The following is a 23,335-nucleotide window of genomic DNA, read 5'->3' on the forward strand; positions in this document are numbered from 1 at the left end:
TGTCGGCGCGCTCGCGATATTCGCGGTGCAGCCGCTCAAGCTCCTCGTCGGAAAGGTCCTCGGCGGTGGCGAGCTTGTCGTCAGCGCCATCGAGCCGCAGAATCAGTTCCGCGAGCTTGATCTGGATCGCAGCCGTATCGCGGTGCTGCGAGTTCTGGATCAGGAAGACCATGAGAAAGGTAACAATGGTGGTCGAGGTGTTGATCACCAATTGCCAGGTGTCGCTGAAGCCGAACACAGGCCCGCTGATCGCCCAGACCGCGATCATCAAGGCGGCAATGAGAAAGGCGCCCGGCCTGCCACTGAGGTAGGCGATCGCGCAGGCCGCTCTCTCGAAAAGGTTTGGACCGCCCACATTCTGGTGGTCGCACGCCTGTTGGACGATGGGTCGTTCAAGCGCATCGGACGTTTTCGTTTTCACCTTTCGGCTCCGATAGCGACAGTCGATCCCTCAACGGCGACAGGCGCCGAAGCGTTCCGGATGACAATGCGTCGGGGGCAACCGGCCGTCGCGGCCGCGGAGGCGTCAGTTTTCGTGACGCATCAACACGGCGCGGGTTGCGTGATCAGGACCGAATTCGTCGATGTTGTCGACTTCCAGCAATTTGGCGAGACGACTGCGTGCCCGGTTCACGCGGCTCTTGATGGTGCCGACCGCACATTCGCAGATATCGGCTGCTTCTTCGTAGGAGAACCCGGACGCGCCGACCAGAATCAGCGCTTCGCGCTGCTCGGCAGGCAGTTGCGCCAACGCCGCCCTGAACTCCTGAAACTCGACCCGGCCGATCTGGTCGGGATGCGATTTCAGCGTTTCGGCGAGGCTGCCGTCGGCGTCCTCGACCTCCCGGCGGCGCTTGCGATATTCCGACCGGAAGAGGTTGCGCAGGATCGTGAAAAGCCAGGCTGGCAAGTTGGTGCCAGGCTGAAAGGACTGGATATTGGCCAGTGCCCGCAGGATGGTTTCCTGTACGAGGTCGTCCGCCCGGTCCACGTTGCCAGAAAGTGAAATAGCAAACGCGCGCAGGCTCGGAATGGCCGCCAGGATCTGGTCTCTCAGAGCCGGATCGACACTCATTCGGATTTTCCTTCCGCCGGCGCTTTATCAAGCTGCTTCAGAAGATCGGCGAACCGATCCGGAACGCCTTCCTGGACGACGTCATCGTAAATGGCCCGCAATTGCTGACCGATCTTGTTCTGAATTTCCCGGTTCAGCCCGGAGGCGTTCTTTTGGCTCATGGCATCCGGCTGCATGGAGGGTGACTTGCCAGGTTTCGGTGTTCTCATTTCGTCCTCGCCGGCTCTGACTGGAACCGGTCCCCATTACCGTTCGCAATGCTTGGCACAGCAGAAGGTTCCGCCGTCCGGAACTTTTTTTGCTAAGACGCGTTGGGGCCGCGACCTCATAGGCCCAACGGGAGGGATTCAGTGTCCACTTCGCAAGCAATCGCACCTTATCTGCCGTTCCTGCGCCGCTATGCGCGCGCTCTGACGGGCAGTCAATCTTCCGGGGACGCCTATGTCGCGGCCGCCCTTGAGGCATTGATCGAAGATACGTCCATCCTGGACAGTGCATCGTCGCCCCGGGTGGCGCTGTATCATCTCTTCAGCAAGATCTGGAATTCGGTGGTGGTCAATTCCAAGAGCGGGCCCGACAGCACCGCTCTGCCAGCAGAGCAGCGTCTCAGCCAGATCACCCCGCGACCCCGCCAGGCCTTCCTCCTGATTGCACTCGAAGGCTTTTCGGAAGCCGATGCCGCCACAATTCTTGACGTCGACGTTCCGACGTTGAGGCAGTTGGTCGAGGAATCCGGCCGCGAGCTCGCCGCCGAGATAGCCACCGATGTCATGATCATCGAGGACGAGCCCTTCATCGCGATGGATCTGGAGGGGCTGGTTGAGAGCCTTGGACATCGCGTGCTCGGCGTGGCGCGGACCCACTCGGAGGCCATCACGCTGGCGAAGGCGAAGCGTCCGGGGCTCATCCTTGCCGATATCCAGCTTGCCGACGGCTCGTCCGGGCTCGACGCGGTCAATGAGTTGCTGCGCTCCTTCGAGGTCCCGGTGATCTTCATCACCGCCTATCCGGAACGTTTCCTGACCGGCGAACGTCCCGAACCCGCCTTCCTGATTGCGAAGCCGTTCCAGCCGGCGACGGTCTCGGCGGTGATCAGTCAGGCGCTGTTCTTTGAGCGCAATGCGAGGCGTCGCGAGCGGCGCGCCAGCTGATTGTGGTTCACGACCAAGCGGGCCAACGCCCGCTTGGCTCTAACTCCGAGTGCGGGGAATAAAAAAGGGCGTGGTCCGGTATAACCGAGCCACGCCCTGAAACGAGCCGACCGAGCACGAGGGGGAGGGGATGACGGCCGGCTGAGCTTCCAATTCGCAAGCCGAGACTTCGTTCCGTATTCTCCAGCCCTGGCCGAACTTGCGACCTGCGGTTTCGCGACCGAAACAGAGTTGTGAGCGTAACCGCCCGAAACATATGACGTTCTCCATGCGTTGAGCAGCAGCGCAGGGACCGGCGGTCGTCGTTCAAACTGGCAATATCGATGTGCTGTTGCCTCCACGCCGGGCGCACGCGTCCAATGCGGGATTTTAAGCGGTGAAGAAGGTCAGGGGGAGCAGCCCGGTCACGCGAGAGCCAAGCGGCACGCCGGCGAGCCCGTCCAGGCAGGCGAATGCCGAACAATTGCAAGGCCTCCTCGAACGGGAAACCAGGCGGCATGCGGAGACTCATGCGGAACTTGTACGCACCCGCGATGAAGCGAACCGCGCGAGGCTGGAATGCCAACAACTCATGGGTCGGATTGAGCTCGCGTTACGCGGGGCAAATATCCAGGCCTTCGCACAGGATCGGGATCTTCGTTACAACTGGGTGGTCGGATCGCGGAATGATGACGCGACATCGAGCCTGCTCGGTCGTACTGATGATGAGCTTGGTATCTCGACCGAACAGCCGGCCCTGGTCGAGCTGAAGCGCCGCGTGCTCGCCACCGGCGAGCCGGGCGATTGCGAGGTGTCTTTCATCACGCCAGAGCGGCGAGCCCTGATGGCGCTACACGTCGATCCGATCGTCGCAAGCGACGGCTCGATCGAGGGCATCATGTGTACCGCCGTCGACGTCAGCCGCATGCGATCACTGGAAAGCGAACAGCGTCGATTGAGTGAAGACCTGGCTACCGCCGCTCAACGCTACGAATTCGCGCTTCGCGGGTCCAATGTCGCGGTTTTCACGCAGGACAGGGATCTTCGCTACACGTCGGTCAGCAAGTCGCTGTTCGGACTTGATCCCAAGGACATCCAGGGCAAGACCGATGACGACATCCTGCCGGACGGCAACGCAGCGGCAATGGTCGCGCTCAAACATGAGGTGCTGGAGCAGGGCGAAGCGCGCGATGCGCAATTCCGGTTCGAGCACGGCGATGTGACACGGTGGTACGATTTTCATCTGGAACCGATGCGGGACGTTTCCGGGAGTGCGATCGGACTGACCGGAGCCGCGGTCGATGTCACCGACCAGAAGCAGAGCGAAGCGCATCTTAGGCTCTTGATGCGCGAACTGACGCATCGCTCGAAAAACCTGCTTGCGGTCATCCAGGCGATGGCGCGGCAGACGGCCCGACATACCGGCGACGTTCAGACGTTTCTGGAGAGGTTCAGCGCCCGTGTGCAGGCTTTGGCGCGCTCGCATGACCTCCTGGTCCAGGAAAGCTGGCATGGCGCCTCGCTTCGCGAACTCGTGCGGATGCAACTCTCTCACTATCTGGATCAAAATCCCGATCAGCTATCAATGACGGGGCCAGACATTCGCCTGAAACCGGAAGCTGCGCAGAGTCTCGGCCTTGCGTTGCATGAATTGGCGGCAAACGCTTCGAAGCACGGCGCGTGGTCGCGTTCGCGCGGCCATGTCGATATCAGCTGGAAGACCCTGTCCGACGGTGGGGTGGAATTGCTGTGGCGCGAAAGCGACGGTCCTAAGGTCGCGGTGCCGAAACGGCGCGGTTTCGGCAGTGTCGTTATCGAGCATAACCTATCGCGGGTATTGGACGCGAAGGTGGAACTGGATTTTGTCTCCGAAGGGCTGACCTGTCGGGTCGCGGTGCCGAAAAATCAGCTCGTGGCCTGAAAGCCCGGGTGGAACAGCCGGGGCGCCAAGGCGTTGTCTGCGGGAACACAAGCAGGCCAGATGATGAGCCTGCGAGCGCTTCTTCGGGAGAACAGGGGCCATGTTGCGCAAGCTCGCTTGCGCCGTCGTGGGCATCGCACTCGCCTGCGCGGCGGGATCCTCCATCGGAATAATCGCGCAATCGCTTTTGCTGACGGATCTTGATCTGCGTATCTTTCACGACGCGCCCTCGGGGAAGGCTGATCGCCTCGCGACGCCATCCAGCGATCGTGCCGGCGGTGCGCGCGTCTTCGATCTGCCTGCCGAGAAGACGACCATCGTCGTGCGCAACTCAGGGTCCGTAATGGAAAGCGCGGTCCGCACTCCGCGGCCCGCGACGACCCGAAATATGCCGGTGCAGCCCGTTCGTGAAACGCCCAATCAAGCGCCGCGCGATCGCTTGCCGGAAGGCTGCGAGCCCGCCTTCAGCCCTGTCACCATGCCGGCATACGCTCATATCGGCGTGCGCTGCGATTCCTGAAAGCTACGCACAAACAAAGAGGCCGGAGCTGATGCTCCGGCCTTTGAATTGTGGAGTGCCGTCAGAGCCGGCCCATCAATAACAATACCAACACCACCACGAGCACCACGCCTACAATTCCGGATGGTCCGTAACCCCAGTTGCGGCTGTAACCCCAGCTCGGGATCGCACCCACAAGGATCAGGATCAGAATGATGACAAGAATAGTGCCGAGCGTCATAGCCAGCCTCCGCTGTTGAGAAACCGTGCGCGAACCCCATTCAGAGCCCTTGAGGCAATCGCCGGGTGCGAAGTTCAACGTCAGCAGTCAAACGCCAAAGGTTCCACACAGTTCCTTCTTGATGCAGCCGTATTCGCAACACGACACGGAACGGTTTTCGGAAAGCAGCCGTTCGTGAAGTCATGAATGGATGCTTCATGAGACTCACACCTCGGCTTCGTAACTTGGCTACCAAGAGGTGCGTGTAATGCGCGCGGTAACAGTGTTGCCGGGCGTTGCCGGTTCAGTGCGGCTTGATGAACTTCCCGAGCCGCCTCCCACTGATGGCGCGATCCTGGTGCGAACCCGCGCTCTGGGTATCTGCGGCACGGATCACGAAATCCTCGAAGGTCTTTATGGCGAAGCGCCGCCTGGCGTCGAGCGGCTTGTACTTGGTCATGAGTCGCTTGGCGTCGTGCAGGATGCGCCCGCGGACTGCGGATTTGTCCCTGGCGACGCTGTTGTCGGCATCGTGCGTCGTCCCGATCCGGTGCCTTGTCTTTCCTGCGCGGCCGGCGAATGGGACATGTGCCGCAACGGGCTTTTCACGGAGCGTGGAATCAAGGAGCGCCATGGATTTGGCTCAGAGCGCTTTCGGATCGAGCCGGATTTCGCCGTGAAGATCGATCGCGGCCTTGGCCTCACGGGTGTGTTGATGGAGCCGGCCAGCATCGTTGCGAAGGCTTGGGATCATGTCGAAACGGTGGGCCGCAGGTCCAACGCCTGGTCGGCAGGCACGGTCCTCGTGACGGGCGCAGGTCCGATCGGATTGTTGGCCGCGATGATGGGAACGCAGCGCGGCCTCGAGGTGCATGTGCTGGACCGCCATACAGCAGGGCCGAAGCCGAAGCTGGTTCGGGATCTCGGCGCCATCCATCACGCCGATGTGCGATCTCTGCGCGATCTGACGTTCGACGTCGTCATGGAATGCACCGCGGCGCCGTCAATCATCGTTGAAGCGATCAATCGATGCGCGCTGTCGGGCATCGTGTGCCTGCTCGGCGTGTCTTCATCCGGCCAAAAGACGGAGTTCGATATTGGCGGATTCAACCGAAAATTGGTGCTCGGAAATGAAGTGGTATTCGGTTCGGTGAATGCCAATCGGCGGCATTACGAGTTGGCCGCCGATGCACTCGCTCGCACCGACCGGGGCTGGCTAAATCGTATCATCACACGTCGTGTCCCCCTCTCGCACTGGCGCGAAGCGTTTACGCCGCGTCCGGAGGACATCAAGGTCGTGATCGAATTCTCAGAGGAATGAATGTCGATGGGTTGCGCCTGCGCGCTCATATAAGGTAGCGGAGCTCTCGCGCGCCTCTAAATCGCAAGCAGCAACAGGCCGAACAGGACGCTGACCATCGCAACGCTTGCGACCAGAACCAGCAGGACGGGCCGGTCCAGGAAGCCTTGGCGGGATTGCACCGGCGTCAATTCCTCGCGGCCTAACATGCGGCGCCAAACCATGAAAATCCCTCTCCTTGCAATCGCACATAAGACGGTCGAAAATTAAACGCTCCCGCAACAATCGGGTTCCTTGCCAACGATGCCCACATTGTCGTCCGGGAATTGCTAAGATCGCCGCAGCGGCGGAGACGATTCTTTTGAAGGAGATTCCATGAGCACCTCCCTGATCATTCTTGTGGTGATTGCCGGCCTCGTTTTCTGGGGGATCTCCATCTACAACGGCCTCGTCGCCATGCGGCAGCGCGTGAGCCAGGCCTTCGCGGATGTCGATGTCCAGCTCAAGCAGCGGCATGACCTGATCCCCAATCTCGTCGAGACGGTGAAGGGTTACGCGACGCACGAGCGCGAAACGCTCGATGCTGTGGTGAAGGCGCGGAATGCGGCCATCGCGGCACAGGGGCCGGCGGCGCAGGGGGCGGCCGAGACCGTGCTCAGCGGCGCCTTGCGCCAGCTTTTCGCGCTGGCCGAGGCCTATCCCGACCTTAAGGCCAATACCAATTTCCAGCAGCTGCAAACCGAGCTGGCCGATATCGAGAACAAGATCGCGGCCGCGCGGCGGTTCTTCAACAACGCGGTGCAGGAATACAATACCGGCATCGAGAGCTTCCCCGCAGTGCTGGTTGCCGGCTCGCTTGGCTTCCACAAGCGCGAGTTTTTCGATCTCGGCGAAACGAGGACGCAGGTGGAACAGGTGCCGCAGGTCAAGTTCTGAACCGGCTCGCAACAATGGTGGCGGCGCTGGCAGCCGCGGCGGGGCGCTGACGTATGGCGGCTTACGGGCTGTACACGCATATCCGCAGCAACCGCCGTCGCTCGGTGGCGCTGCTGATTGGCCTGTTCTTCCTCGTCTATCTGATGACCTTCGCCGGCGCCCTCGTCGCCGAAGCGTTTCTTGACGACCGTGCCTCCTTCGAGACCATTGTCTCTCGCGCGGTGAGCGACCTGTTCGCGTCCGCGCCGTTCGTGACCATCGCGACCGCGATCTGGATCGTGATCGCATATCGATTCCATCAGAGCATGATCGATGCGCTGACCGGCGGGCATGAGGTCACCCGCCGGGACCAGCCGCGGCTCTATAATCTGCTGGAAAATCTGTGCATCTCGCGTGGCATCCCGATGCCGAAGCTGAAGGTGATGGATTCGTCGGCTCTCAACGCCTTCGCGACCGGGCTCAATCAGAAGCAATATTCCATCACCGTAACCAGCGGCCTCGTCGAGCGGCTCAACGACGCCGAACTCGAAGCCGTGCTCGCCCACGAACTCACGCACATCCGGAACGGCGACGTCCGGATGATGGTGATCGCGGTGGTCATCGCCGGCGTCGTCTCGTTCGCCGCGGAAATCTTCTTCCGCGTCATGCTTCGCGGTGGAATCCGGGTGGGCGGCGGCGGCTCCTCGGGCGGCAGCAGCGACCGTAAGGGCGGCGCGGGCGCAGCGATCCTGCTCGCCATCGTGGTCATCGCCGTCGCCTGGTTTCTGTCTCTGGTGATCCGGTTCGCATTGTCACGGTCGCGCGAATATCTGGCCGACGCCGGAGCCGTCGAACTGACGAAGAATCCCGACGCGATGATCATGGCGCTGCGCAAGATCGAGAATCGCGGCGAGCTGGAAGGCGTCACGTCCGCAGTGATGGAGATGTGCGTCGACAATCCGCAGTCGGGTATTGCCGACCTGTTCGCCACCCATCCATCGATCGACAGCCGTGTTGACGCCCTGGTGCGAATGGCCGGCGGTCACGATCCCGGGCCGCTCGCCGCTCTGCCCGAGCCGGATCATATCGATACGAAAGATACAGGTGCGGACGGAGAGCCGCCATCGTCGGAGCCGTCGCAGCGAGGTCCGTGGAGCCCGCTGCCCTCGCCAGGCAGCATCGGACCCTGGGGGCCGCGCTAAAGGGTGTAGATACCGGTTCGCGGGTCGCGGCGCAGTGTTGGATGCTGGGCGCGCTCGGCCTTGCTCGCAACCGGAGACAGCCGGGCCTCTTCAAGCTCCGCGTTGACGCGCTGATATTCCCGACGCGCGAGATAGGCGACGGCAAATGCCGCAACCGTGCTCGCCGCCCAGAGGATCATTCGAGGAAAAGTCGTAATCACGCCGTTCATCCCGCGCTTCGACATCACAATCCGTATCGGGCCCAGATGGCCCGCGCCTCTGCCGCTGACAGAGCATCTGCGGCAAGATTTGCGCCAGTCGGGGCAAGTCCGGAGAGAATTTGCGTGCCGGCCCCGCCCATCCGGCGCGCCAACCAGCTGCGCTCGGCGATCAATGGCAGATACACGTTTTCACCGAAGCGTGCTCGCAAGAAGGATCGCGCCTCTGCAACACCATCGACCAACCCGAGATCGACCGCCTGTTCGCCGGCCCAGTATTCGCCGGAGAACAAGGCCGATTCTGGGCCGGTCAGTTTGGCGCCGCGGCGCTCCTTCACCAGCGCGATAAAGCCTTCGTGAATGTCCTTCTGGATTTCCTTGATATGGGCGACGTCTTCCGGATTTTCCGGCAGGAACGGATCGAGGGTCATCTTGCGGTCGCCGGCGGTATAGACGCGCCGCTCGATGCCGAGCTTTTCCATCGCCTTGTTGAAGCCGAAGGTTGCGCCGATCACGCCGATTGAGCCGACGATCGAGAACGGATCGCAATAGATCTCGTCTCCAGCGCATGCGATCATGTAGCCGCCCGATGCGCCGGCATCCTCGATGAAGACGAGGACCGGAAGCTTTTTCTCGGTCGCGAGCTGGCGGATGCGCCGATAGATGAGGTGCGACTGCGCCGGCGACCCCCCCGGTGAATTGACGATCAGGGCGACCGCCTTCGCGCGCCGCATGGTGAAAGCGCGGTCCAGCAACCGCGAGACCGACGACAAAGTGAAGCCGGGGCGCAGCGGTGTTGAAAATCCGATTACGCCGGTCAATCGGACGACGGGAACAATTGGTGTGCTGCTGCGTAATCGCGCAGGGATGAGCCGTTCAAAAAATTGGCGGACCTGCTCGCCCGAAATCTCAGCCATCAAAGTCCCTCAACTTCTGTTGAACCGGTGTTTTCGTTACACGACATTAACCGAAACGCAGTGTGAATGCGGTCCGAGAAAAAGGGGCCGGATTCATCAGATCGTCCGGCCAGGTGCGAACATGGCCATCAAGATTTATGTGCTGATCCTCCTGTTGGGAACGATTGCGACATTTGCACACATCTCGGCCTTGCAGGGGCGATCGGCCGCCAAACCTGAGCGCCTCGGCTGAACGAGCGTCAGGCCTGGGCAACGATCAACGCTGAACCTTGTCGCAGGATCGATTCTGCTTCCGGGGTCGGGCGCAGATCGCTGCCATTCAGAAGAAGCGGAGGCAGGATCCGGAGCGGTGAAACCGCGCCTTTGTGAGCGTTCACGATGACGCGGTTGGCCAGCCGCCGCGGCGCCGGATACACTGGCAGCAACGTGATCGCGCCAAAGCCGTCACTCAACGCCGCGGTCACCTCCGCAAGTCCCTCGGCGCGCCAGATCAAGGTCAGGGTTCCGCCGTCTCGCAGCACGTTGCGCGCAGCGCGGGTCCATTCGGCGAGAAGGCCCGGGTTCGCCTGATGCGCGCTGCGGCGATCGGGGTCAGGTGAGGGCTGCAGCCGCGCGCTGTTGAAGGGCGGGTTCATCAGGACGTGGTTGACGTCACGGGTGGGCGACAGGCTCGCAACGTCCTGCGCCGTCACGTGTGCGCGGCCGGCGAAGTTGTTACGGACGACGTTTTCCTCGGCGAGCGCGCAGAGCCGAGGATCGATTTCGTAAAGGATCAGGTCGATGTCCGGGACACGCGACGCCAGCGCTAGCCCGGCTGCGCCTACGCCTGCGCCGAATTCAGCAATACGTTCGCCCGGCTGTGCCGGTACAGCCGCGGCCAGCAGGACGGCATCGTGGCCAAACCGGTGGCCGCGTCTTGGCTGCAGCAGCCGCAGCCGGCCGTCCAGGATGGCGTCGTCGGTGATGTCGGGTGCCTGAGCCGGACTCTCGCTCATTTGGCCTGCGGTCGCATTTCTTTGCCCAAACCGGCGTCCGTGAGGAGCTGGCGAGCCTCCTGCTCTGCGCTGTCCTCAACCAGGATCCGCCGCGGCAGCATGCCGATTGATCCTTCCAGTACGCTCATATTCTGGTCCAGGACCAGATATGGAATATGGGCACCCGTGAACAATGCTTCGATGGCGTTGATCAGCACGGGGTCGTTGGTGCGGACAATTTCGCGCAAGGGGTCGTATCCTGCCGGTCCGGCACGGGGTCACGGGCGCAATGCCGTAATCCGGGGCCAATTGGGGTGCAGCTGTTCCGTGTCGGCCGAAAATCGGCTATCGCGGCAAAGCGGCGCACTTGCCCGCTCAGTGTAGCGTTTCTATTCTGGTTTTGTCCGTTCCGGGAGTGCCTCGTTTGGCTGTCGTTATCCCTTTTGAATCGCAGCCACAGGCTTCGATAAACCGGCTGGTCGAGCTGGTCGCCCCCGATATGGAAAAAGTCAATGCCGCGATCCTGGCGCGCACCGGGTCGCAAGTGACCATGATACCGGAGGTTGCCAACCACCTCATCAATTCGGGCGGCAAACGGTTGCGGCCGATGCTGACGCTCGCGATGGCGCAATTGTCCGGCTACGAGGGCGAAGGCCATATCAAGCTCGCGGCCGCCGTCGAGTTCATGCATACGGCGACGCTCCTGCATGACGACGTGGTCGACGAAAGCGAGATGCGGCGCGGCAAGCTCGCGGCCCGCATGCTCTGGGGCAATGAGGCGAGCGTGTTGGTCGGCGATTTCCTGCTCGGCCAGGCCTTCCGAATGATGGTGGATGTCGGCAACCTGCGTGCGCTCGACATCCTGTCTCAGGCCGCGACCGTGATCGCCGAAGGCGAGGTCATGCAGCTTGCCGCGGCGAAAAATACCCAGACCACCGAGGACGAGTATCTGTTCGTCATCCGGGGCAAGACGGCCGAATTGTTTGCAGCGGCCTGCGAGGTGGGCCCGGTGCTGGCCGGACGTGCCAAGCCCGATCTCGCTGCCTGCCGCTCCTACGGCATGAATCTCGGTATCGCTTTCCAGCTCGTCGACGATGCGCTCGATTATGGCGGCAAATCCGCGAAGCTCGGCAAGAATGTCGGCGACGATTTCCGGGAGGGCAAGATCACCTTGCCGGTCGTTCTGTCGTTCCGTCGCGGCAACGCCGAAGAGCGTGCGTTCTGGACCAGGTGTCTCGAGCAGGGGGACGCAACTGACGCCGATCTCGATCGCGCTGTTTCACTGATGACGAGGCATCGTGCGCTGGAAGACACCATCGGCCGCGCCCAGCATTACGGCGCCATGGCGATCGATGCGCTGGCTCTATTCCCGCCCTCGCCAATGAAGGCCGCGCTCGAGGAAACGGTCGCGTTCTGCCTCGCGCGGGCGCATTGAGTCAGGGCCTTCGATTTTAAGACTTTTCAGGCGCGGCTCCGAGCATGGTCGCCTGAACCCACCAGTCCGGATGTGCGTGACGAAGCCGCGCGGCGGCGTCCGTCGCATCGTCAGCGGTTTCGAAAAGTCCGAAACAGGTGCCGCCCGAGCCGCTCATGCGCGTGAGGCGGCATGACGGGAGCGCGCGCAGCGCATCGAGAACGGCGCCAACGGCCGGGAACAGCGTCACCGCAGGCGCTTCGAGGTCGTTGCCCGACGCGGCCAGCGACGCCATCAGCGCGTCGAACGTGGGCTGCGCGGCCGTCTCCACATCATGCGACGCAGGATCTTGATCGATGGCCGGCGTTCCGGCGGTCTTTCGCGCCTCCGCCAGCGCCCGGAAGACGCTCGCGGTCGGGACCGGGACGCCTGCATTCACCAGCACCGCCGCAAGGCGGGGCAGGCGTATCTCCGCCGACAGGATTTCTCCAATGCCGCGCATGAACCGGGGCACGGGCTCGACGCAGACCGGAACGTCCGCGCCGGTCGCCCGCGCGGCCGACAGCACCCGATGATCCTGCAGCGCCATGCCGTTGAGGCCGGCGACGAGGCGCAAGGCGGCCGCCGCATCCGAGGAGCCGCCGCCAAGCCCCGCCGCAACGGGAGTGGACTTGGACAGGTGGAAATGGCCGGTCCGGAGATCGGCGGTCTGCGCCTCAAGCGCTCGCACCGCCTTTATGACGAGATTGTCGTCGGCGGGCCCTGCCTGCGCGGCGGTCGGGCCTTCCACGGTCAGCCCCAACGGGGCCGAAGGTGTCAGCCGCAATGTGTCGCCGAAATCGGCGAACACCACGAGACTTTCGAGGTCGTGGTAGCCGTCCGGGCGCTTGCGCCCGATCCGTAGAGTCAGGTTGACTTTAGCCGGAGCGAACGCGGTTCGCTCCGCAGGACCGGCGGTCACGATCGGATCAGCCGCCGTTGTCGGACTTGGACTTCTGCTCGGCGGTGGCGCCAGGGCCGTCGTCGGGCAAGCCGCTTTTCAGCTTGGCTTCGATCTTCGCGAGTTCGTCCGGCTCCGGCTTCAGCGCCGCGGCATGCGACCACTGGAACCGGGCTTCGAGGTGTCGCCCGACCTTCCAATAGGCGTCGCCCAGATGATCGTTAATGGTGGGATCCTCTGGCCGGATTTCCACGGCGCGCTCGAGATGCTTGACCGCTTCGTCGAAGTTGCCGAGCCGGAAATAGGCCCAGCCGAGCGAGTCCACGATGTAGCCGTCGTCGGGCTTCTGCTCGACGGCGCGGCGAATCATCTTCATGCCTTCGTCGAGATTGATGCCCTGATCCACCCAGGAATAGCCGAGATAGTTCAGGACGTCGGCGCGATCGGGAAACAGCTCAAGCGACTTCTTGAAATCGGCTTCCGCTGCCGGCCAGTTCTTGTTGCGCTCGTGGCAGATGCCTCGGGAATAGAACACGTTCCAGTTCGCTCGCGTCGGATTGGCGATCTGGTCGATCACCCGCGTATAGGTCTGGGCGCAATCGGCGTATTGCTTCCGGGAGCGCTCGATATGACCGAGCATCATGATCGCTTCGATGTCGGTCGGATTTTCCTCGATCAGCTTGCGCAGATGCTCCTTGGCTTCGTCGGTCTTCTCGAGCGAGTCGAGATTGGCCGCGAGCTGGATTTCCGAGTTGCGATGCAGTGGTGAATCGGCCGGTACGCGCCGATACATCTCGATGGCGAGCTCCGGCTTCTTCATCGTCTCATAGAGATCGGCGAGCGACAGCAGCGCCAACGGATGATTTGGCTCGAGATAGAGCGCGAGCTGCAGATAGGCGAGCCCGAGTTCTTCTCCGCCCCGGCGGCCGACAACCGCGCCGATGCCGTAAAGCACCTCCGCCGCACCGGCTTGCGCATTTGGCACCAGCGGCGGCAGTTTCTGGCCGGCTTCGACCTGTTTGATCGCGCTCGTGACCAACGGATGACGCGGCAGCGCCTTGTCGAACGCGCCGAAGACTTCCAGTGCTTCTTCCTTGCTGGCGGTACGCGACAGGAAGCTGCCGTAGGATTCGGCGACGCGCAGATTGGTGCCATCGAGCTTGTGCACCTTCTCGAACCGGCGTGCCGCTTCCTTCTTGCGATTTGCAAGATCGAGGATCAGGCCGGCATGTTCGTCCTTGAAGATGTTGTACCAGTCAGGCCCCTGCAGCCGGTCAATGGTCTCGATCGCCGCCTTCGAATCGTTGGCGCCGAACTGGGCCCAGGCGATCAGCAACGCCGCGGTCAGATCGGTGACCGGTCCGCGCACCGATTGCGCGATGTTGGTCCGGGCGGCTTGCCATTGCTTGCCCTTGAGCGCGCGGATGCCAAGGACGAGACGCGCATCGCGGTCGTTCTTGTTGACCTGAACGATTCGCTCGGCGAGCCGAAAGGCCTCTTCCATATCGCCTTCGGTCAGCGCGGCTCCGAAAGCGCGCTGCAACAGATCGGGATTTTTCGGATCGGAGCGCAAAGCGGCGCGGAAATAGGCGGACGCCGCGGCGGCATCGCGTTGCTGGAGCGCATGACGCGCAGCGAGATAATTTCCCGATGCGGAAGTTCGTGCGGTGTCGCGCTTGACCGGCGATTGAGCGGCCAGGAGACCTGGCAACATGAGGATACCGAATACGGTAGCCGCAACCGCTGCGGGCTTGAACAGGGTCGACATAGTCACGTCGAGAATCTCCATCGTGGGCAACGCGAAGCCGCCCCACAGGCTCGGATTCGAGGATGGCCTTTTTGCGCGTGCACCGCAAGAACGGCTGCGGCAGCCTAAGGATAGCCCCTTCGGCTTCAATGCGGGCTTTATCGTGACATTCCGCCGCAACCGGGTGGCGGCGCGCCTTCGGCCGGCGACCCCGCGATCACATATTCGGATAGTTCGGACCCCCGGCTCCCTCCGGAGGAACCCAGGTGATGTTCTGGTTCGGGTCCTTGATGTCGCAGGTTTTGCAATGGACGCAATTCTGCGCGTTGATGACGAAGCGGAGGTCAGCACCTTCGCCGACCCATTCATACACCCCCGCCGGGCAATAGCGGGTGGACGGCCCTGCATAAATATCGTGCTCGGATGACTTCTGCAGGGCCATGTTGCCGACCTTCAGATGCGGCGGCTGGTTTTCCTCGTGGTTGGTGTTGGAGAGGAAGACCGAGGACAGGCGGTCGAAGGTGATCTTGCCGTCCGGTTTCGGATAGGCGATCGGGGTGCATTCGTGTGCCGGCTTCAGGGTTTGCCAGTCAGGCTTGCCGTGTTTTTGCGTGCCGAACAGCGAAAAGCCAAGCGTGTTGGTCCACATGTCGAGCCCGCCGAGCGCGACGCCGACCATGGTTCCGAATTTCGACCAGAGCGGCTTGACGTTGCGCACCGGCCAGAGGTCCTTGCCGACCGGGGACGTGCGCCACGCGGCCTCGTAACCCGCGAGTTCGTCGTTGGACCGCCCCGCCGCCAGCGCCTCGGCGACATGCTCGGCCGCCAGCATCCCCGATGAGATCGCATTGTGAGAGCCCTTGATGCGCGGCACGTTGACGAAGCCTGCGGCGCAGCCAATCAGGGCGCCGCCCGGGAACACGAGCTTGGGCACGGATTGATACCCGCCCTCGGTGATCGCGCGCGAGCCGTAGGCCAGACGTTTGGCGCCTTCGAAGACATCGCGGATCGCCGGATGGGTCTTGAAGCGCTGGAATTCCTCGAACGGCGACAGATACGGATTTTCGTAATTGAGATGCACGACGAATCCGACGGCGATGAGATTGTCGTCGTAATGATAGAGGAACGATCCGCCGCCAGTGCGATTGTCGAGCGGCCAGCCGAAGGAATGCTGCGCCAGCCCCGGCTTGTGTTTCGCCGGATCGGCCTGCCAGATTTCCTTCAGCCCGATGCCGAATTTCGGGGGCTCGCGATCCGCGGCGAGGCCATATTTCGCGATCAGGATCTTGCTCAACGATCCACGCGCGCCTTCGGCCAGCAAAGTGTATTTGCCGAGCAACTCCATGCCGCGGGTAAAGCTGTCGGTCGGCTCGCCCTCCTTGCCGATGCCCATGTCACCGGTTGCGATGCCGCGCACCTCGCCGTTGGCGCCGTAGATCACTTCGGCGGCGGCGAATCCGGGATAGATCTCGACGCCCAGCGCCTCCGCTTTGGCCGCGAGGAATTTGGTGACGAGCCCGAGCGAGCCGATGAAGCATCCGTGGTTGTTCATCAGGGGCGGCGCCATGAAAAGCGGCACCTTGATCGCGCCGGATTGCGTCATCCAGTAGAAGCGGTCGTCCGTGACCTCGGTTTTAAGAGGGCGGTCCGGGTCTTCCCGCCAGTCGGGCAGCAAGCGGTCGAGCCCCGACGGATCGATGACCGCGCCCGACAGGATATGCGCGCCGACTTCGGACCCCTTCTCCACGACGACGATGCTGGTATCGGGCGAAAGCTGTTTCAGGCGAATCGCGGCCGCGAGCCCGGCTGGGCCGGCACCCACGATGACGACGTCGAATTCCATGCTTTCACGGGGCGGCAGCTCAGACATTAGGGCTCCTCTGATCGAGCTTTGGTTTTTTCATGTTTGGACAAATCCGACAATCAGTTCGAGGACCGGCGGCGTGCTAAAGTCCGCCCATGATCCCTGTCGAGTTCAAGCCTGTCCGCGATTTGCTGACCTTCTACCTCGAATCCGGCGTCGACGTTGCGCTGGACGAGGTGCCGGCCGATCGATTCGCTGATCCCGCGCTGTCGGCGGTTCCGGCTGAGCCTGGTCCGCCCCCGCGGCTCCGCCCGGAGCCGCGGCTGGTGGCGCCGGCGGCCGCGGTCCAGGCGCCGCCCTTGCCGGAAGAGGCGATCATGGCGGCGCGGGCGGCGGCCCGTTCGGCGGCCTCGCTGGAGGCCTTGCGGGACATCATGAACGGCTTCGAGGGCTGCGCCCTTCGGACCACTGCCAAGCAGCTCGTATTCGGGGACGGCAGCCCGCAGGCCCGCGTGATGTTCGTCGGCGAGGCGCCGGGCTCGGAGGAGGACCAGACCGGAATTCCGTTCGTCGGGCGCTCCGGGCAACTCCTCGACCGGATGCTCGGCGCCATCGGGATTGCGCGGTCCGAGGTCTATATCGCCAATATCGTGCCTTGGCGGCCGCCCGGTAACCGCGACCCGTCGATCCACGAGACCCAGATCTGCCTGCCCTTCATTCAGCGCCAGATCGAACTGGTCGATCCACAGGTGCTGGTTTGTCTCGGCAAGCCCGCGACTGCGACGCTGCTCGGCGTCAATGATGGGATCAAGCGAACGCGCGGGCGCTGGCTCGTCTACAAGACGGACACTCGCGACATCCGCGCGATGCCGATGTTTCACCCGGCCTATCTGTTGCGTAACCCGATCGAAAAGCGCTTTGCCTGGCGCGATTTCCTGGCGATCAAGAAGGCACTGGCGGGATAGCCTTCAAAAGGACAGGGCCGGGACAAGCCCAGCCATGTTGCTGTAAAATATCGCGCGGATAACAACGCGCTCACCCGCCCGGCACCAGGATCAGCTTGATCGCGAAGATCAGCGCCAGCGCACCGACCGCGATCGAGACGTCCTTGTATTTCCCGGCGATCAGCTTGACCAGCGCATAGGTGATGAAGCCGAGACCGATGCCGGTGGCGATTGAATAGGTCAGCGGCATGGTGATGGCGGCGATCACCGCGGGCGCAGCCTCCGTGACGTCGTCCCAGTCCATGTTCGCAAGAAGGCTTGCCATTGCGCAGGCAACAAACAGCAGCGCCGCGGCCGAGGCATAGGCGGGGATCAGACCGGCAAGCGGCGAGAAGAACAGCGCCAACAGGAACAGGATTCCGACGAACACCGCGGTCAGTCCGGTGCGGCCGCCCGCTTCAACGCCGGCAGCGCTCTCGATATAGCTCGTCGTGGTCGAGGTGCCGATCGAGGCGCCGAACATCGCCGCAAAGCTGTCCGAGATCAGCGCCTGCTTCATCCGTGGCACGTTGCCGTTCTTGTCGACAAAGCCCGCCTTCTCGGTCACCGCGATCAGGGTGCCGGCATTGTCGAAAACATCGATCATCAGGATCGAGAACACGACGATGATGAAGCCGAGTTCGAAGGTCCGCGAGAAGTCGAGCTGCAGGAAGGTCGGCGCCAGCGAGGGCGGCATCGACACGATGCCGTGGAACTGCGACAGGCCGAGCGGCAGGCCGATGATGCCGACGACAAGGATGCCGATCAGGGTCGCGCCGTGAATCCGGCGCGCATGCAGCGCCACGATCAGGATGAAGCCGAGGAGGCACAGCAGCGGACCCGCGACGTTGAGCGGGCCAAGCGTCACCAGCGTCGCCGGATGGGCGACGATGATCTTGGCGTTCTCCAGCGCGATGATGCCGAGGAATAATCCGACGCCGGCGCCGATCGCGTATTTCAGGTTCCGCGGGATCTGGTTGATGATGTATTCGCGCAGTCCCGTCACCGACAGGATGAAGAACAGCACGCCCGAGAGGAACACCGCGCCCAGTGCCTGCTGCCATGTGTATTTGTAGGTCAGCACCACGGTGAAGGCGAAGAAGGCGTTCAGCCCCATGCCGGGCGCGAGCGCGAGCGGATAATTGGCGTAAAGCCCCATCACGATGCTGCACACCGCGGCCGCAAGGCAGGTGGCGACGAAGACCGCGCCCTGGTCCATCCCGGCTTTCGAGAGAATCGCCGGGTTGACGAAGATGATGTAGGCCATGGTCAGGAACGTGGTCAGACCGGCCAGCGCCTCGGTCCGCACATCCGTTCCGTTCGCCGTCAGACCGAAATACTTGTCCAAAAAGCCATTCGGCGCCGGCTGCCCTGCGGGCTTGCTGTCTGCGTCCATGATAACCCCCTGCTGCGCTGAAAAGATTAGCGCTTTCGTCGGCGCCTACTGACCGATTTGTGACGTTGTCCACCGCTTGCGAAAGCCAGTCTCGTGCCAAATCGCTTGGGGGATAGCTCGAAATACCGGGCTTGGATTCGCCCGCGAAAGCGCCTTTATTGATGATTGTTCGGCGACTGCCAGAAAACCGGCAGGATGGCCCCCGGTACGGCGGCTTCGCGGAATGGGTGTCAGGAAGCACCGGCGCCAAAAAGGAGCAGCCGATGGAGTTTGATCCCGTCCTCCTCGCCCGCGTGCAGTTCGCGTTCACGATCGCCTTTCACATCATCTTCCCGAGCTTCACCATCGGGCTGTCGGCCTATATCGCGACGCTCGGCGTGATGTGGTTGCGCACCGGCGAGGAGCGCTATCACCGCCTGATGCGGTTCTGGACCAAGATCTTCGCGGTCTCGTTCGCGATGGGGGTCGTGTCCGGCATCGTGCTCAGCTATCAGTTCGGCACCAACTGGAGCCGCTTCTCGCTGGTGGCGGGGAACGTGGTCGGCCCGTTGATCGGCTACGAGGTGCTGACGGCATTCTTCCTCGAAGCGACATTCCTCGGCGTCTTGCTGTTCGGCTTCAACAGGGTGCCGCCTGGCGTCTATGTGCTGTCGGCTGCGATCGTGGCGATCGGCACTGCGACCTCGGCCTTCTGGATTCTCTCCGCCAATAGCTGGATGCAGACGCCCGCCGGCCACGAGATGCGCGACGGAATCGCCTATCCGGCGGACTGGCTGACCATCGTCTTCAATCCGAGCTTCCCGTATCGCTTCGCGCATATGCTGAACGCAGCGTATCTGACGACCGGCTTCGTCGTGCTGGCCGTCGGGGCGCGTTACCTCATCCAGGGCAAGCATATCCAGGACGCGCGCACCATGATGCGCATGGGCCTGTGGCTGATGGCGATCCTTGCGCCCCTGCAATTGTTCATCGGCGACCAGCATGGTCTCAACACGCTGCAACATCAGCCGATCAAGATCGCGGCGATAGAAGCGCATTGGGATGGCTCGAAGCCAGGCGCACTCGTGCTGTTCGCATGGCCGGACGAGAAGGCGGAGAAGAATCTCTACGAAATTGCCATTCCGCACGGCGCTTCGCTGATCCTGCGACACGACCCGAACGGACTGTTCCCCGGTCTGACAAGCGTGCCGCCGCAGGATCGTCCACCGGTGCCGAACGTCTTCTTCGGCTTCCGCATCATGGTCGGCATCGGCTTTTACATGATCGCGGCAGCCTTGTTCGGCTGCTTCCTGTGGTGGCGGGGGACGTTGTTCGAAACGCGCTGGTATCTGCGCATCGTCTCATGGACATGGTGGAGCGGCTTCGTCGCCGTGATCGCGGGCTGGGTCGTTACCGAAAGCGGACGGCAGCCGTGGCTGGTGCAGGGCATCCTGCGTACCGCCGATGCGATCTCGCCGGTTCCGGCCGCGAGCCTTCTCGGCACGCTCGCGCTGTTCGTCGTCTGCTACGGCATCGTGTTCTCGATGGGCATCTACTACATCAACCGGATCATCAATAAGGGTCCGGAAGGCCGCGTGATCGAACAGCCCGAAGGATTGCCGAGCCGTCCGCTCACAGCGGCGGAAGGCGCCGCGCGCGAAGCGATGGGCAAGGGAGGATAAAGCCGTGGAATGGTATCTCCCCGTCATCTGGGCCGGGCTGATCGGCACCGCGGTCGCGATGTATGTGATCCTCGACGGCTTCGATCTTGGCATCGGCATTCTGTTCCCGTTCGCTCGCAACGAGACCCAGCGCGACCAGATGATGCGCTCGATCGCCCCGTTCTGGGATGGCAACGAGACCTGGCTGGTGCTCGGCGGCGGCGGCTTGTGGGTCGCGTTTCCGATGGCGTACGCGATCATCATGCCGGCGCTGTATCTGCCGGTGATCGTGATGCTGCTTGCGCTGGTGTTTCGCGGCGTCGCCTTCGAATTCCGCACCGTTTCCGACAGCAAGGTCTGGTGGAATTTCGCCTTCACCTTTGGCTCGCTGCTCGCGGCCTTTTCGCAAGGGGTGATCCTTGGCGGGCTGATCCAGGGCATCAAGGTCGAGAACGGCCAGTTCGCCGGTGGCCATTTGGACTGGGCGACGCCGTTCGCACTGCTGTGTGGCGCGGCGCTCGTCTGCGGCTATGCGCTTCTCGGCGCCACATTCCTGATCATGAAGACCGAAGGCGAGGTCGCAGAACGCGCGCGCGGTCAGGCCAAGATCCTCCTGCTCGGCGTGCTCGCCTTCATGGCGGTGGTCTCGCTCTATACGCCGTACGCGTTCGAGCGCATCGCTACGCGCTGGTTCTCGCTGCCGAACTTCTATTATCTGTGGCCGGTGCCGCTGGTCACTGCGCTGGTGTCGTATCTTTTGTGGCGCTGGCTCGGCACCGAGCGCGACTCGCTGCCATTCGTTGCCACGATCGTGCTGTTCCTGCTCGGCTATCTCGGGCTCGTGATCTCGAGCTATCCATATCTCGTGCCGCCGTCATTGACGGTGTGGGATACGGCTGCGGCGCCCGCGAGCCAGATCTTCATGCTGATCGGCACGGTGTTCCTTTTGCCGATCATCCTCGGCTATGTCGTATTCGTTTACTGGCTGTTCCGCGGCAAGGTGCGGGAAGGCGAGGCGTATCACTGAGGTGATCGCCCGTCCGTCATTGCGAGGCGCGCATTTGCGCGCCGAAGCAATCCATATGGCAAATTCAGAATGGATCGCTTCGTCGTGCTCGCCTTCGCCTCGCAGTCCTCGCACTGACAATTGAGACTCATTGCTGCGAGCGCGGCGGTTCCTGCGCCGTTGGTGTCGCTTGTGGCCTTATCACGCCCCACCCGATGCGCAGCACTGGCGCGCGGCCGGGCAGGAGACGATCGAACGCACGCGGAACCTCGGCGACGATATCCGGAAATTGCGCTTTGATATCCGGTGGTGGCGTTCCGGCGCTGTCGGTTGCGGGCCATAGGACGACCGCGCCGTTCTCGAGGGCATCCTGAGGGGTTGCGAGCTGCGGCTTTCCGTTCTGTGGGATGTAAAGAACCCGCGGACGACTCGGCGATGCCGCCGAAACCAGAGCGGCGAGGCGCGGGTCACCGGCCACGATGCGCAATGGTTGTCCGGTGCGCCGCTCGAAATTCTCCGTGAAGAAGCGCGCAACGTCGTCGGCGGGCTGCGCCAGCTTGAGGTCGACCGCGAACACGGCCGGCAGCAGCAATATCCCTACAGCGACAAGCGCAGGCGGCACCAGCAGCAGGGCCAGCCAGGCCATGCTCAGGATGCGCTGATGGTACAGCAAGATCGTCTCGCCAGCCGCGGCGACGATGGCAAGCCCGGAGAGGACCAGAAGAGGCGGGATACCCGAGAGATCGGACTTTCCCGAAATGACGGCGAAGGACGTGACCACGATCAGGGGAACGAGCGCGAAGGTGATGATGAAGCTACGCGCATAGGGATCGGCCTCCGAGCCGACCACGGCCGCGGCTTCGACCGCGCGGGTTCGCGACAGATTGCCCGCGACCGCGACGAGGATGGCGGCTCCGGTATGGGCGACCGCGATCAGCCCAAGCAGACGGAGCCAGTCGACGATGTTGCGATCGATCGATTCGAAGTTGCGCAATCGCTCGATGTTGGGCGTGAGCCCGAAGCCATGGTCGCGGATTACGATGAAGCTCGGCAGCATCATGCAGACGACCGTGATGGCAGCCATGGCCGTCGCGGGATTCGCAGCCCTTGCGCGGGCCTGTGGATGGATCGCGACGAAAGCAACAACGATCGCAAACAGCATCAGCGCGAGATGCGAGGTCAGCAGCAGCAGCCAGAAATCGAAGGCAAGCGCCATCCAGTAGAGCGGCCGGTTTTCTCCTGTCGCGCGCCACAGATGCAGGATCGCAAACGCCCAGAGCGGCATCATCAGGATGTCGGGTCCGAAATCCGGCGATCCGATCGTGAAGACGGAAATTCCGGTCATCAGCAGAACGCCGAGGACGGCGTGACGCTCGCCGAGTGTGGCGCGTCCGAGCTGATACACGGCCCAATAGGTCGTGACGATGCAGAGCTGCGACAGGAGATAGACGCCGATCATGTGCCCGGCCGTGAGACGCAGCGCAAAATCGGCGAGCCAGAAGGCGAGTGGCGGTCCGCGTTCGGTTCCGAATTTGAATTCGCGGCCGATGGCGAGAACGTCGGCAAGTTCGGCGGGCGGCGCGGAAAAGAACAGCGTCGGAACGAGCAGCCAGAGCAGGGCCTGCGCGATCGTCGCGGTCCAGAAGACCAGCCACGGCTTGCTGCGCAGGATTTCGAGGGGCAGGGAGACTGTGCGCATGCGTGCCGCGGCTCTGGAGCCGGCTCCTCGGAGAGCCAAGTGTGGCGGCAGAGATAAGCCGGGTTGGCTCAGAGTGGCAACCCGAGAGCGGAATCGTCGGCCGGCGGCGGCGCCATGAGACCGTCGGCAATGGCGACCGGGGAGAAGCTTCGCCGGTGGTGGATGGTTGGACCGAGCCGTTGCAGGGCCGCGAAGTGCTCCGGGACCGAGTAGCCCATGTGCCGCTCGAAGCCGTAGCCCGGATGCGCGGCACCAATCTGCATCATCAGGCGGTCACGGGTGACCTTGGCCACGATCGATGCGGCCGCAATCGACAGTACGAGCGCGTCGCCCGAGATCACCGGCTCGCAGTCGCA

Annotated in this window: 25 protein-coding genes and 1 pseudogene; 11 read left to right on the top strand and 15 right to left on the bottom strand. The window is 62.8% G+C overall.

Annotated elements, in window-relative coordinates:
• The 3 genes from VN004_RS02945 to VN004_RS02955 form a co-directional block, all read right to left on the bottom strand.
• Window positions 1-421: low affinity iron permease family protein (locus tag VN004_RS02945; RefSeq protein WP_414710221.1), on the bottom strand; the 421-nt coding region annotated here is incomplete at its 3' end.
• Window positions 422-526: 105 nt separating this feature from the next.
• Window positions 527-1,075 (bottom strand): sigma-70 family RNA polymerase sigma factor, encoded by a 549-nt coding sequence (locus VN004_RS02950; RefSeq protein ID WP_325606842.1) that lies wholly within the window; start codon window positions 1,073-1,075, stop codon window positions 527-529.
• Window positions 1,072-1,251, bottom strand: coding sequence for a NepR family anti-sigma factor (locus VN004_RS02955; protein ID WP_325606888.1), 180 nt, complete (start codon window positions 1,249-1,251; stop codon window positions 1,072-1,074). Before VN004_RS02955 ends, VN004_RS02950 begins: the two co-directional genes overlap by 4 nt.
• A 174-nt stretch (window positions 1,252-1,425) precedes the next feature.
• On the opposite strand from VN004_RS02955, the gene VN004_RS02960 reads away from it, so the two are divergent.
• From VN004_RS02960 to VN004_RS02970, 3 genes are all read left to right on the top strand, one after another.
• Window positions 1,426-2,226 (top strand): response regulator, encoded by an 801-nt coding sequence (locus VN004_RS02960; RefSeq protein ID WP_325606845.1) that lies wholly within the window; start codon window positions 1,426-1,428, stop codon window positions 2,224-2,226.
• A gap of 571 nt (window positions 2,227-2,797) precedes the next feature.
• Window positions 2,798-4,126 carry a sensor histidine kinase gene (locus VN004_RS02965; protein WP_325606847.1) on the top strand — a complete coding sequence of 443 codons (1,329 nt, stop codon included), beginning with the start codon at window positions 2,798-2,800 and terminating at the stop codon, window positions 4,124-4,126.
• 100 nt (window positions 4,127-4,226) lie between these two features.
• Window positions 4,227-4,646 carry a hypothetical protein gene (locus VN004_RS02970; RefSeq protein WP_325606849.1) on the top strand — a complete coding sequence of 140 codons (420 nt, stop codon included), beginning with the start codon at window positions 4,227-4,229 and terminating at the stop codon, window positions 4,644-4,646.
• Between the two features lie 61 nt (window positions 4,647-4,707).
• Here the strand turns inward: VN004_RS02970 and VN004_RS02975 are convergent, their stop codons facing one another.
• Window positions 4,708-4,866, bottom strand: a complete 159-nt coding sequence (locus VN004_RS02975) for a DUF3309 family protein (protein WP_325606850.1) — start codon at window positions 4,864-4,866, stop codon at window positions 4,708-4,710.
• 247 nt (window positions 4,867-5,113) lie between these two features.
• Between VN004_RS02975 and VN004_RS02980 the strand changes: the two genes are divergently transcribed.
• Window positions 5,114-6,166 (top strand): glucose 1-dehydrogenase, encoded by a 1,053-nt coding sequence (locus VN004_RS02980; protein WP_325606852.1) that lies wholly within the window; start codon window positions 5,114-5,116, stop codon window positions 6,164-6,166.
• 56 nt (window positions 6,167-6,222) lie between these two features.
• Here the strand turns inward: VN004_RS02980 and VN004_RS02985 are convergent, their stop codons facing one another.
• Window positions 6,223-6,369 (bottom strand): hypothetical protein, encoded by a 147-nt coding sequence (locus tag VN004_RS02985; protein WP_325606853.1) that lies wholly within the window; start codon window positions 6,367-6,369, stop codon window positions 6,223-6,225.
• Window positions 6,370-6,520: 151 nt separating this feature from the next.
• Here VN004_RS02985 and VN004_RS02990 point away from each other — a divergent pair, with 151 nt between their 5' ends.
• Window positions 6,521-7,081 (top strand): LemA family protein, encoded by a 561-nt coding sequence (locus tag VN004_RS02990; RefSeq protein WP_325606855.1) that lies wholly within the window; start codon window positions 6,521-6,523, stop codon window positions 7,079-7,081.
• Between the two features lie 53 nt (window positions 7,082-7,134).
• Complete coding sequence (locus tag VN004_RS02995; protein WP_325606857.1) at window positions 7,135-8,262, top strand: M48 family metallopeptidase; 1,128 nt, start codon at window positions 7,135-7,137, stop codon at window positions 8,260-8,262.
• Here the strand turns inward: VN004_RS02995 and VN004_RS03000 are convergent.
• Both VN004_RS03000 and VN004_RS03005 read right to left on the bottom strand, forming a co-directional pair.
• Window positions 8,259-8,441 carry a hypothetical protein gene (locus VN004_RS03000; RefSeq protein WP_325606860.1) on the bottom strand — a complete coding sequence of 61 codons (183 nt, stop codon included), beginning with the start codon at window positions 8,439-8,441 and terminating at the stop codon, window positions 8,259-8,261. The genes VN004_RS02995 and VN004_RS03000 overlap by 4 nt on opposite strands.
• Window positions 8,442-8,485: 44 nt before the next feature.
• A complete protein-coding gene (locus tag VN004_RS03005; protein ID WP_325606890.1) occupies window positions 8,486-9,280 on the bottom strand; it encodes a S49 family peptidase in 795 nt (264 codons plus the stop codon).
• Here VN004_RS03005 and VN004_RS03010 point away from each other — a divergent pair.
• A complete protein-coding gene (locus VN004_RS03010) occupies window positions 9,192-9,608 on the top strand; it encodes a hypothetical protein (RefSeq protein WP_325606894.1) in 417 nt (138 codons plus the stop codon). The two genes, VN004_RS03005 and VN004_RS03010, sit on opposite strands and share 89 nt — an antisense overlap.
• A 7-nt stretch (window positions 9,609-9,615) precedes the next feature.
• Here the strand turns inward: VN004_RS03010 and VN004_RS03015 are convergent, their stop codons facing one another.
• Window positions 9,616-10,371 (bottom strand): tRNA1(Val) (adenine(37)-N6)-methyltransferase, encoded by a 756-nt coding sequence (locus tag VN004_RS03015; protein ID WP_325606864.1) that lies wholly within the window; start codon window positions 10,369-10,371, stop codon window positions 9,616-9,618.
• Entirely contained in the window at window positions 10,368-10,598 is a 231-nt protein-coding gene (locus tag VN004_RS03020) for a DUF2007 domain-containing protein (RefSeq protein WP_325606866.1), read from the bottom strand. Before VN004_RS03020 ends, VN004_RS03015 begins: the two co-directional genes overlap by 4 nt.
• A gap of 176 nt (window positions 10,599-10,774) precedes the next feature.
• Between VN004_RS03020 and VN004_RS03025 the strand changes: the two genes are divergently transcribed.
• Window positions 10,775-11,785 carry a polyprenyl synthetase family protein gene (locus VN004_RS03025; protein WP_325606868.1) on the top strand — a complete coding sequence of 337 codons (1,011 nt, stop codon included), beginning with the start codon at window positions 10,775-10,777 and terminating at the stop codon, window positions 11,783-11,785.
• 16 nt (window positions 11,786-11,801) lie between these two features.
• On the opposite strand, the gene VN004_RS03030 is transcribed toward VN004_RS03025, so the two are convergent.
• The 3 genes from VN004_RS03030 to VN004_RS03040 all read right to left on the bottom strand — a co-directional run bounded on the left by VN004_RS03030 (window position 11,802) and on the right by VN004_RS03040 (window position 16,321).
• A complete protein-coding gene (locus tag VN004_RS03030) occupies window positions 11,802-12,725 on the bottom strand; it encodes a 4-(cytidine 5'-diphospho)-2-C-methyl-D-erythritol kinase (RefSeq protein WP_325606871.1) in 924 nt (307 codons plus the stop codon).
• A 7-nt stretch (window positions 12,726-12,732) separates the two neighbouring features.
• The gene (locus VN004_RS03035) at window positions 12,733-14,472 is read right to left on the bottom strand and encodes a tetratricopeptide repeat protein (RefSeq protein ID WP_414710222.1); all 1,740 of its coding nucleotides are present in this window, start codon (window positions 14,470-14,472) and stop codon (window positions 12,733-12,735) included.
• A 196-nt stretch (window positions 14,473-14,668) separates the two neighbouring features.
• Window positions 14,669-16,321 (bottom strand): electron transfer flavoprotein-ubiquinone oxidoreductase, encoded by a 1,653-nt coding sequence (locus tag VN004_RS03040; RefSeq protein WP_325606874.1) that lies wholly within the window; start codon window positions 16,319-16,321, stop codon window positions 14,669-14,671.
• Window positions 16,322-16,410: 89 nt separating this feature from the next.
• Here VN004_RS03040 and VN004_RS03045 point away from each other — a divergent pair, with 89 nt between their 5' ends.
• Window positions 16,411-17,220 (top strand): uracil-DNA glycosylase, encoded by an 810-nt coding sequence (locus VN004_RS03045; protein WP_325606877.1) that lies wholly within the window; start codon window positions 16,411-16,413, stop codon window positions 17,218-17,220.
• A gap of 70 nt (window positions 17,221-17,290) precedes the next feature.
• Here VN004_RS03045 and VN004_RS03050 read toward each other — a convergent pair whose 3' ends face one another.
• Complete coding sequence (locus VN004_RS03050; protein WP_325606879.1) at window positions 17,291-18,634, bottom strand: NCS2 family permease; 1,344 nt, start codon at window positions 18,632-18,634, stop codon at window positions 17,291-17,293.
• 263 nt (window positions 18,635-18,897) lie between these two features.
• Here VN004_RS03050 and VN004_RS03055 point away from each other — a divergent pair, with 263 nt between their 5' ends.
• Window positions 18,898-20,295 carry a cytochrome ubiquinol oxidase subunit I gene (locus VN004_RS03055; protein WP_325606881.1) on the top strand — a complete coding sequence of 466 codons (1,398 nt, stop codon included), beginning with the start codon at window positions 18,898-18,900 and terminating at the stop codon, window positions 20,293-20,295.
• A 4-nt stretch (window positions 20,296-20,299) separates the two neighbouring features.
• Window positions 20,300-21,301, top strand: a complete 1,002-nt coding sequence (gene cydB / locus VN004_RS03060) for a cytochrome d ubiquinol oxidase subunit II (protein ID WP_325606883.1) — start codon at window positions 20,300-20,302, stop codon at window positions 21,299-21,301.
• 127 nt (window positions 21,302-21,428) lie between these two features.
• Here the strand turns inward: cydB and VN004_RS03065 are convergent, their stop codons facing one another.
• Window positions 21,429-22,979 (bottom strand): glycosyltransferase family 39 protein, encoded by a 1,551-nt coding sequence (locus tag VN004_RS03065; RefSeq protein WP_325606885.1) that lies wholly within the window; start codon window positions 22,977-22,979, stop codon window positions 21,429-21,431.
• A 68-nt stretch (window positions 22,980-23,047) separates the two neighbouring features.
• Window positions 23,048-23,335, bottom strand: a pseudogene (locus VN004_RS03070) (ribonuclease HII); the annotation flags it as partial.

The organism is Pseudorhodoplanes sp. (genome assembly GCF_035565855.1).
Classification (GTDB): Bacteria; Pseudomonadota; Alphaproteobacteria; order Rhizobiales; family Xanthobacteraceae; genus Pseudorhodoplanes.

Excerpts from the sequence above, each read along its gene's own strand:
- VN004_RS02950 (WP_325606842.1), bottom strand. The coding sequence starts at position 1,075 with ATGAGTGTCGATCCGGCTCTGAGAGACCAGATCCTGGCGGCCATTCCG.
- VN004_RS02955 (WP_325606888.1), bottom strand. The coding sequence starts at position 1,251 with ATGCAGCCGGATGCCATGAGCCAAAAGAACGCCTCCGGGCTGAACCGG.
- VN004_RS02965 (WP_325606847.1), top strand. The coding sequence starts at position 2,798 with ATGGGTCGGATTGAGCTCGCGTTACGCGGGGCAAATATCCAGGCCTTC.
- VN004_RS02970 (WP_325606849.1), top strand. The coding sequence starts at position 4,227 with ATGTTGCGCAAGCTCGCTTGCGCCGTCGTGGGCATCGCACTCGCCTGC.
- VN004_RS02975 (WP_325606850.1), bottom strand. The coding sequence starts at position 4,866 with ATGACGCTCGGCACTATTCTTGTCATCATTCTGATCCTGATCCTTGTG.
- VN004_RS02980 (WP_325606852.1), top strand. The coding sequence starts at position 5,114 with ATGCGCGCGGTAACAGTGTTGCCGGGCGTTGCCGGTTCAGTGCGGCTT.
- VN004_RS02985 (WP_325606853.1), bottom strand. The coding sequence starts at position 6,369 with ATGGTTTGGCGCCGCATGTTAGGCCGCGAGGAATTGACGCCGGTGCAA.
- VN004_RS02990 (WP_325606855.1), top strand. The coding sequence starts at position 6,521 with ATGAGCACCTCCCTGATCATTCTTGTGGTGATTGCCGGCCTCGTTTTC.
- VN004_RS02995 (WP_325606857.1), top strand. The coding sequence starts at position 7,135 with ATGGCGGCTTACGGGCTGTACACGCATATCCGCAGCAACCGCCGTCGC.
- VN004_RS03000 (WP_325606860.1), bottom strand. The coding sequence starts at position 8,441 with ATGATCCTCTGGGCGGCGAGCACGGTTGCGGCATTTGCCGTCGCCTAT.
- VN004_RS03010 (WP_325606894.1), top strand. The coding sequence starts at position 9,192 with ATGGTGAAAGCGCGGTCCAGCAACCGCGAGACCGACGACAAAGTGAAG.
- VN004_RS03015 (WP_325606864.1), bottom strand. The coding sequence starts at position 10,371 with ATGAGCGAGAGTCCGGCTCAGGCACCCGACATCACCGACGACGCCATC.
- VN004_RS03035 (WP_414710222.1), bottom strand. The coding sequence starts at position 14,472 with ATGTCGACCCTGTTCAAGCCCGCAGCGGTTGCGGCTACCGTATTCGGT.
- VN004_RS03040 (WP_325606874.1), bottom strand. The coding sequence starts at position 16,321 with ATGTCTGAGCTGCCGCCCCGTGAAAGCATGGAATTCGACGTCGTCATC.
- VN004_RS03045 (WP_325606877.1), top strand. The coding sequence starts at position 16,411 with ATGATCCCTGTCGAGTTCAAGCCTGTCCGCGATTTGCTGACCTTCTAC.
- VN004_RS03050 (WP_325606879.1), bottom strand. The coding sequence starts at position 18,634 with ATGGACGCAGACAGCAAGCCCGCAGGGCAGCCGGCGCCGAATGGCTTT.
- VN004_RS03055 (WP_325606881.1), top strand. The coding sequence starts at position 18,898 with ATGGAGTTTGATCCCGTCCTCCTCGCCCGCGTGCAGTTCGCGTTCACG.
- VN004_RS03065 (WP_325606885.1), bottom strand. The coding sequence starts at position 22,979 with ATGCGCACAGTCTCCCTGCCCCTCGAAATCCTGCGCAGCAAGCCGTGG.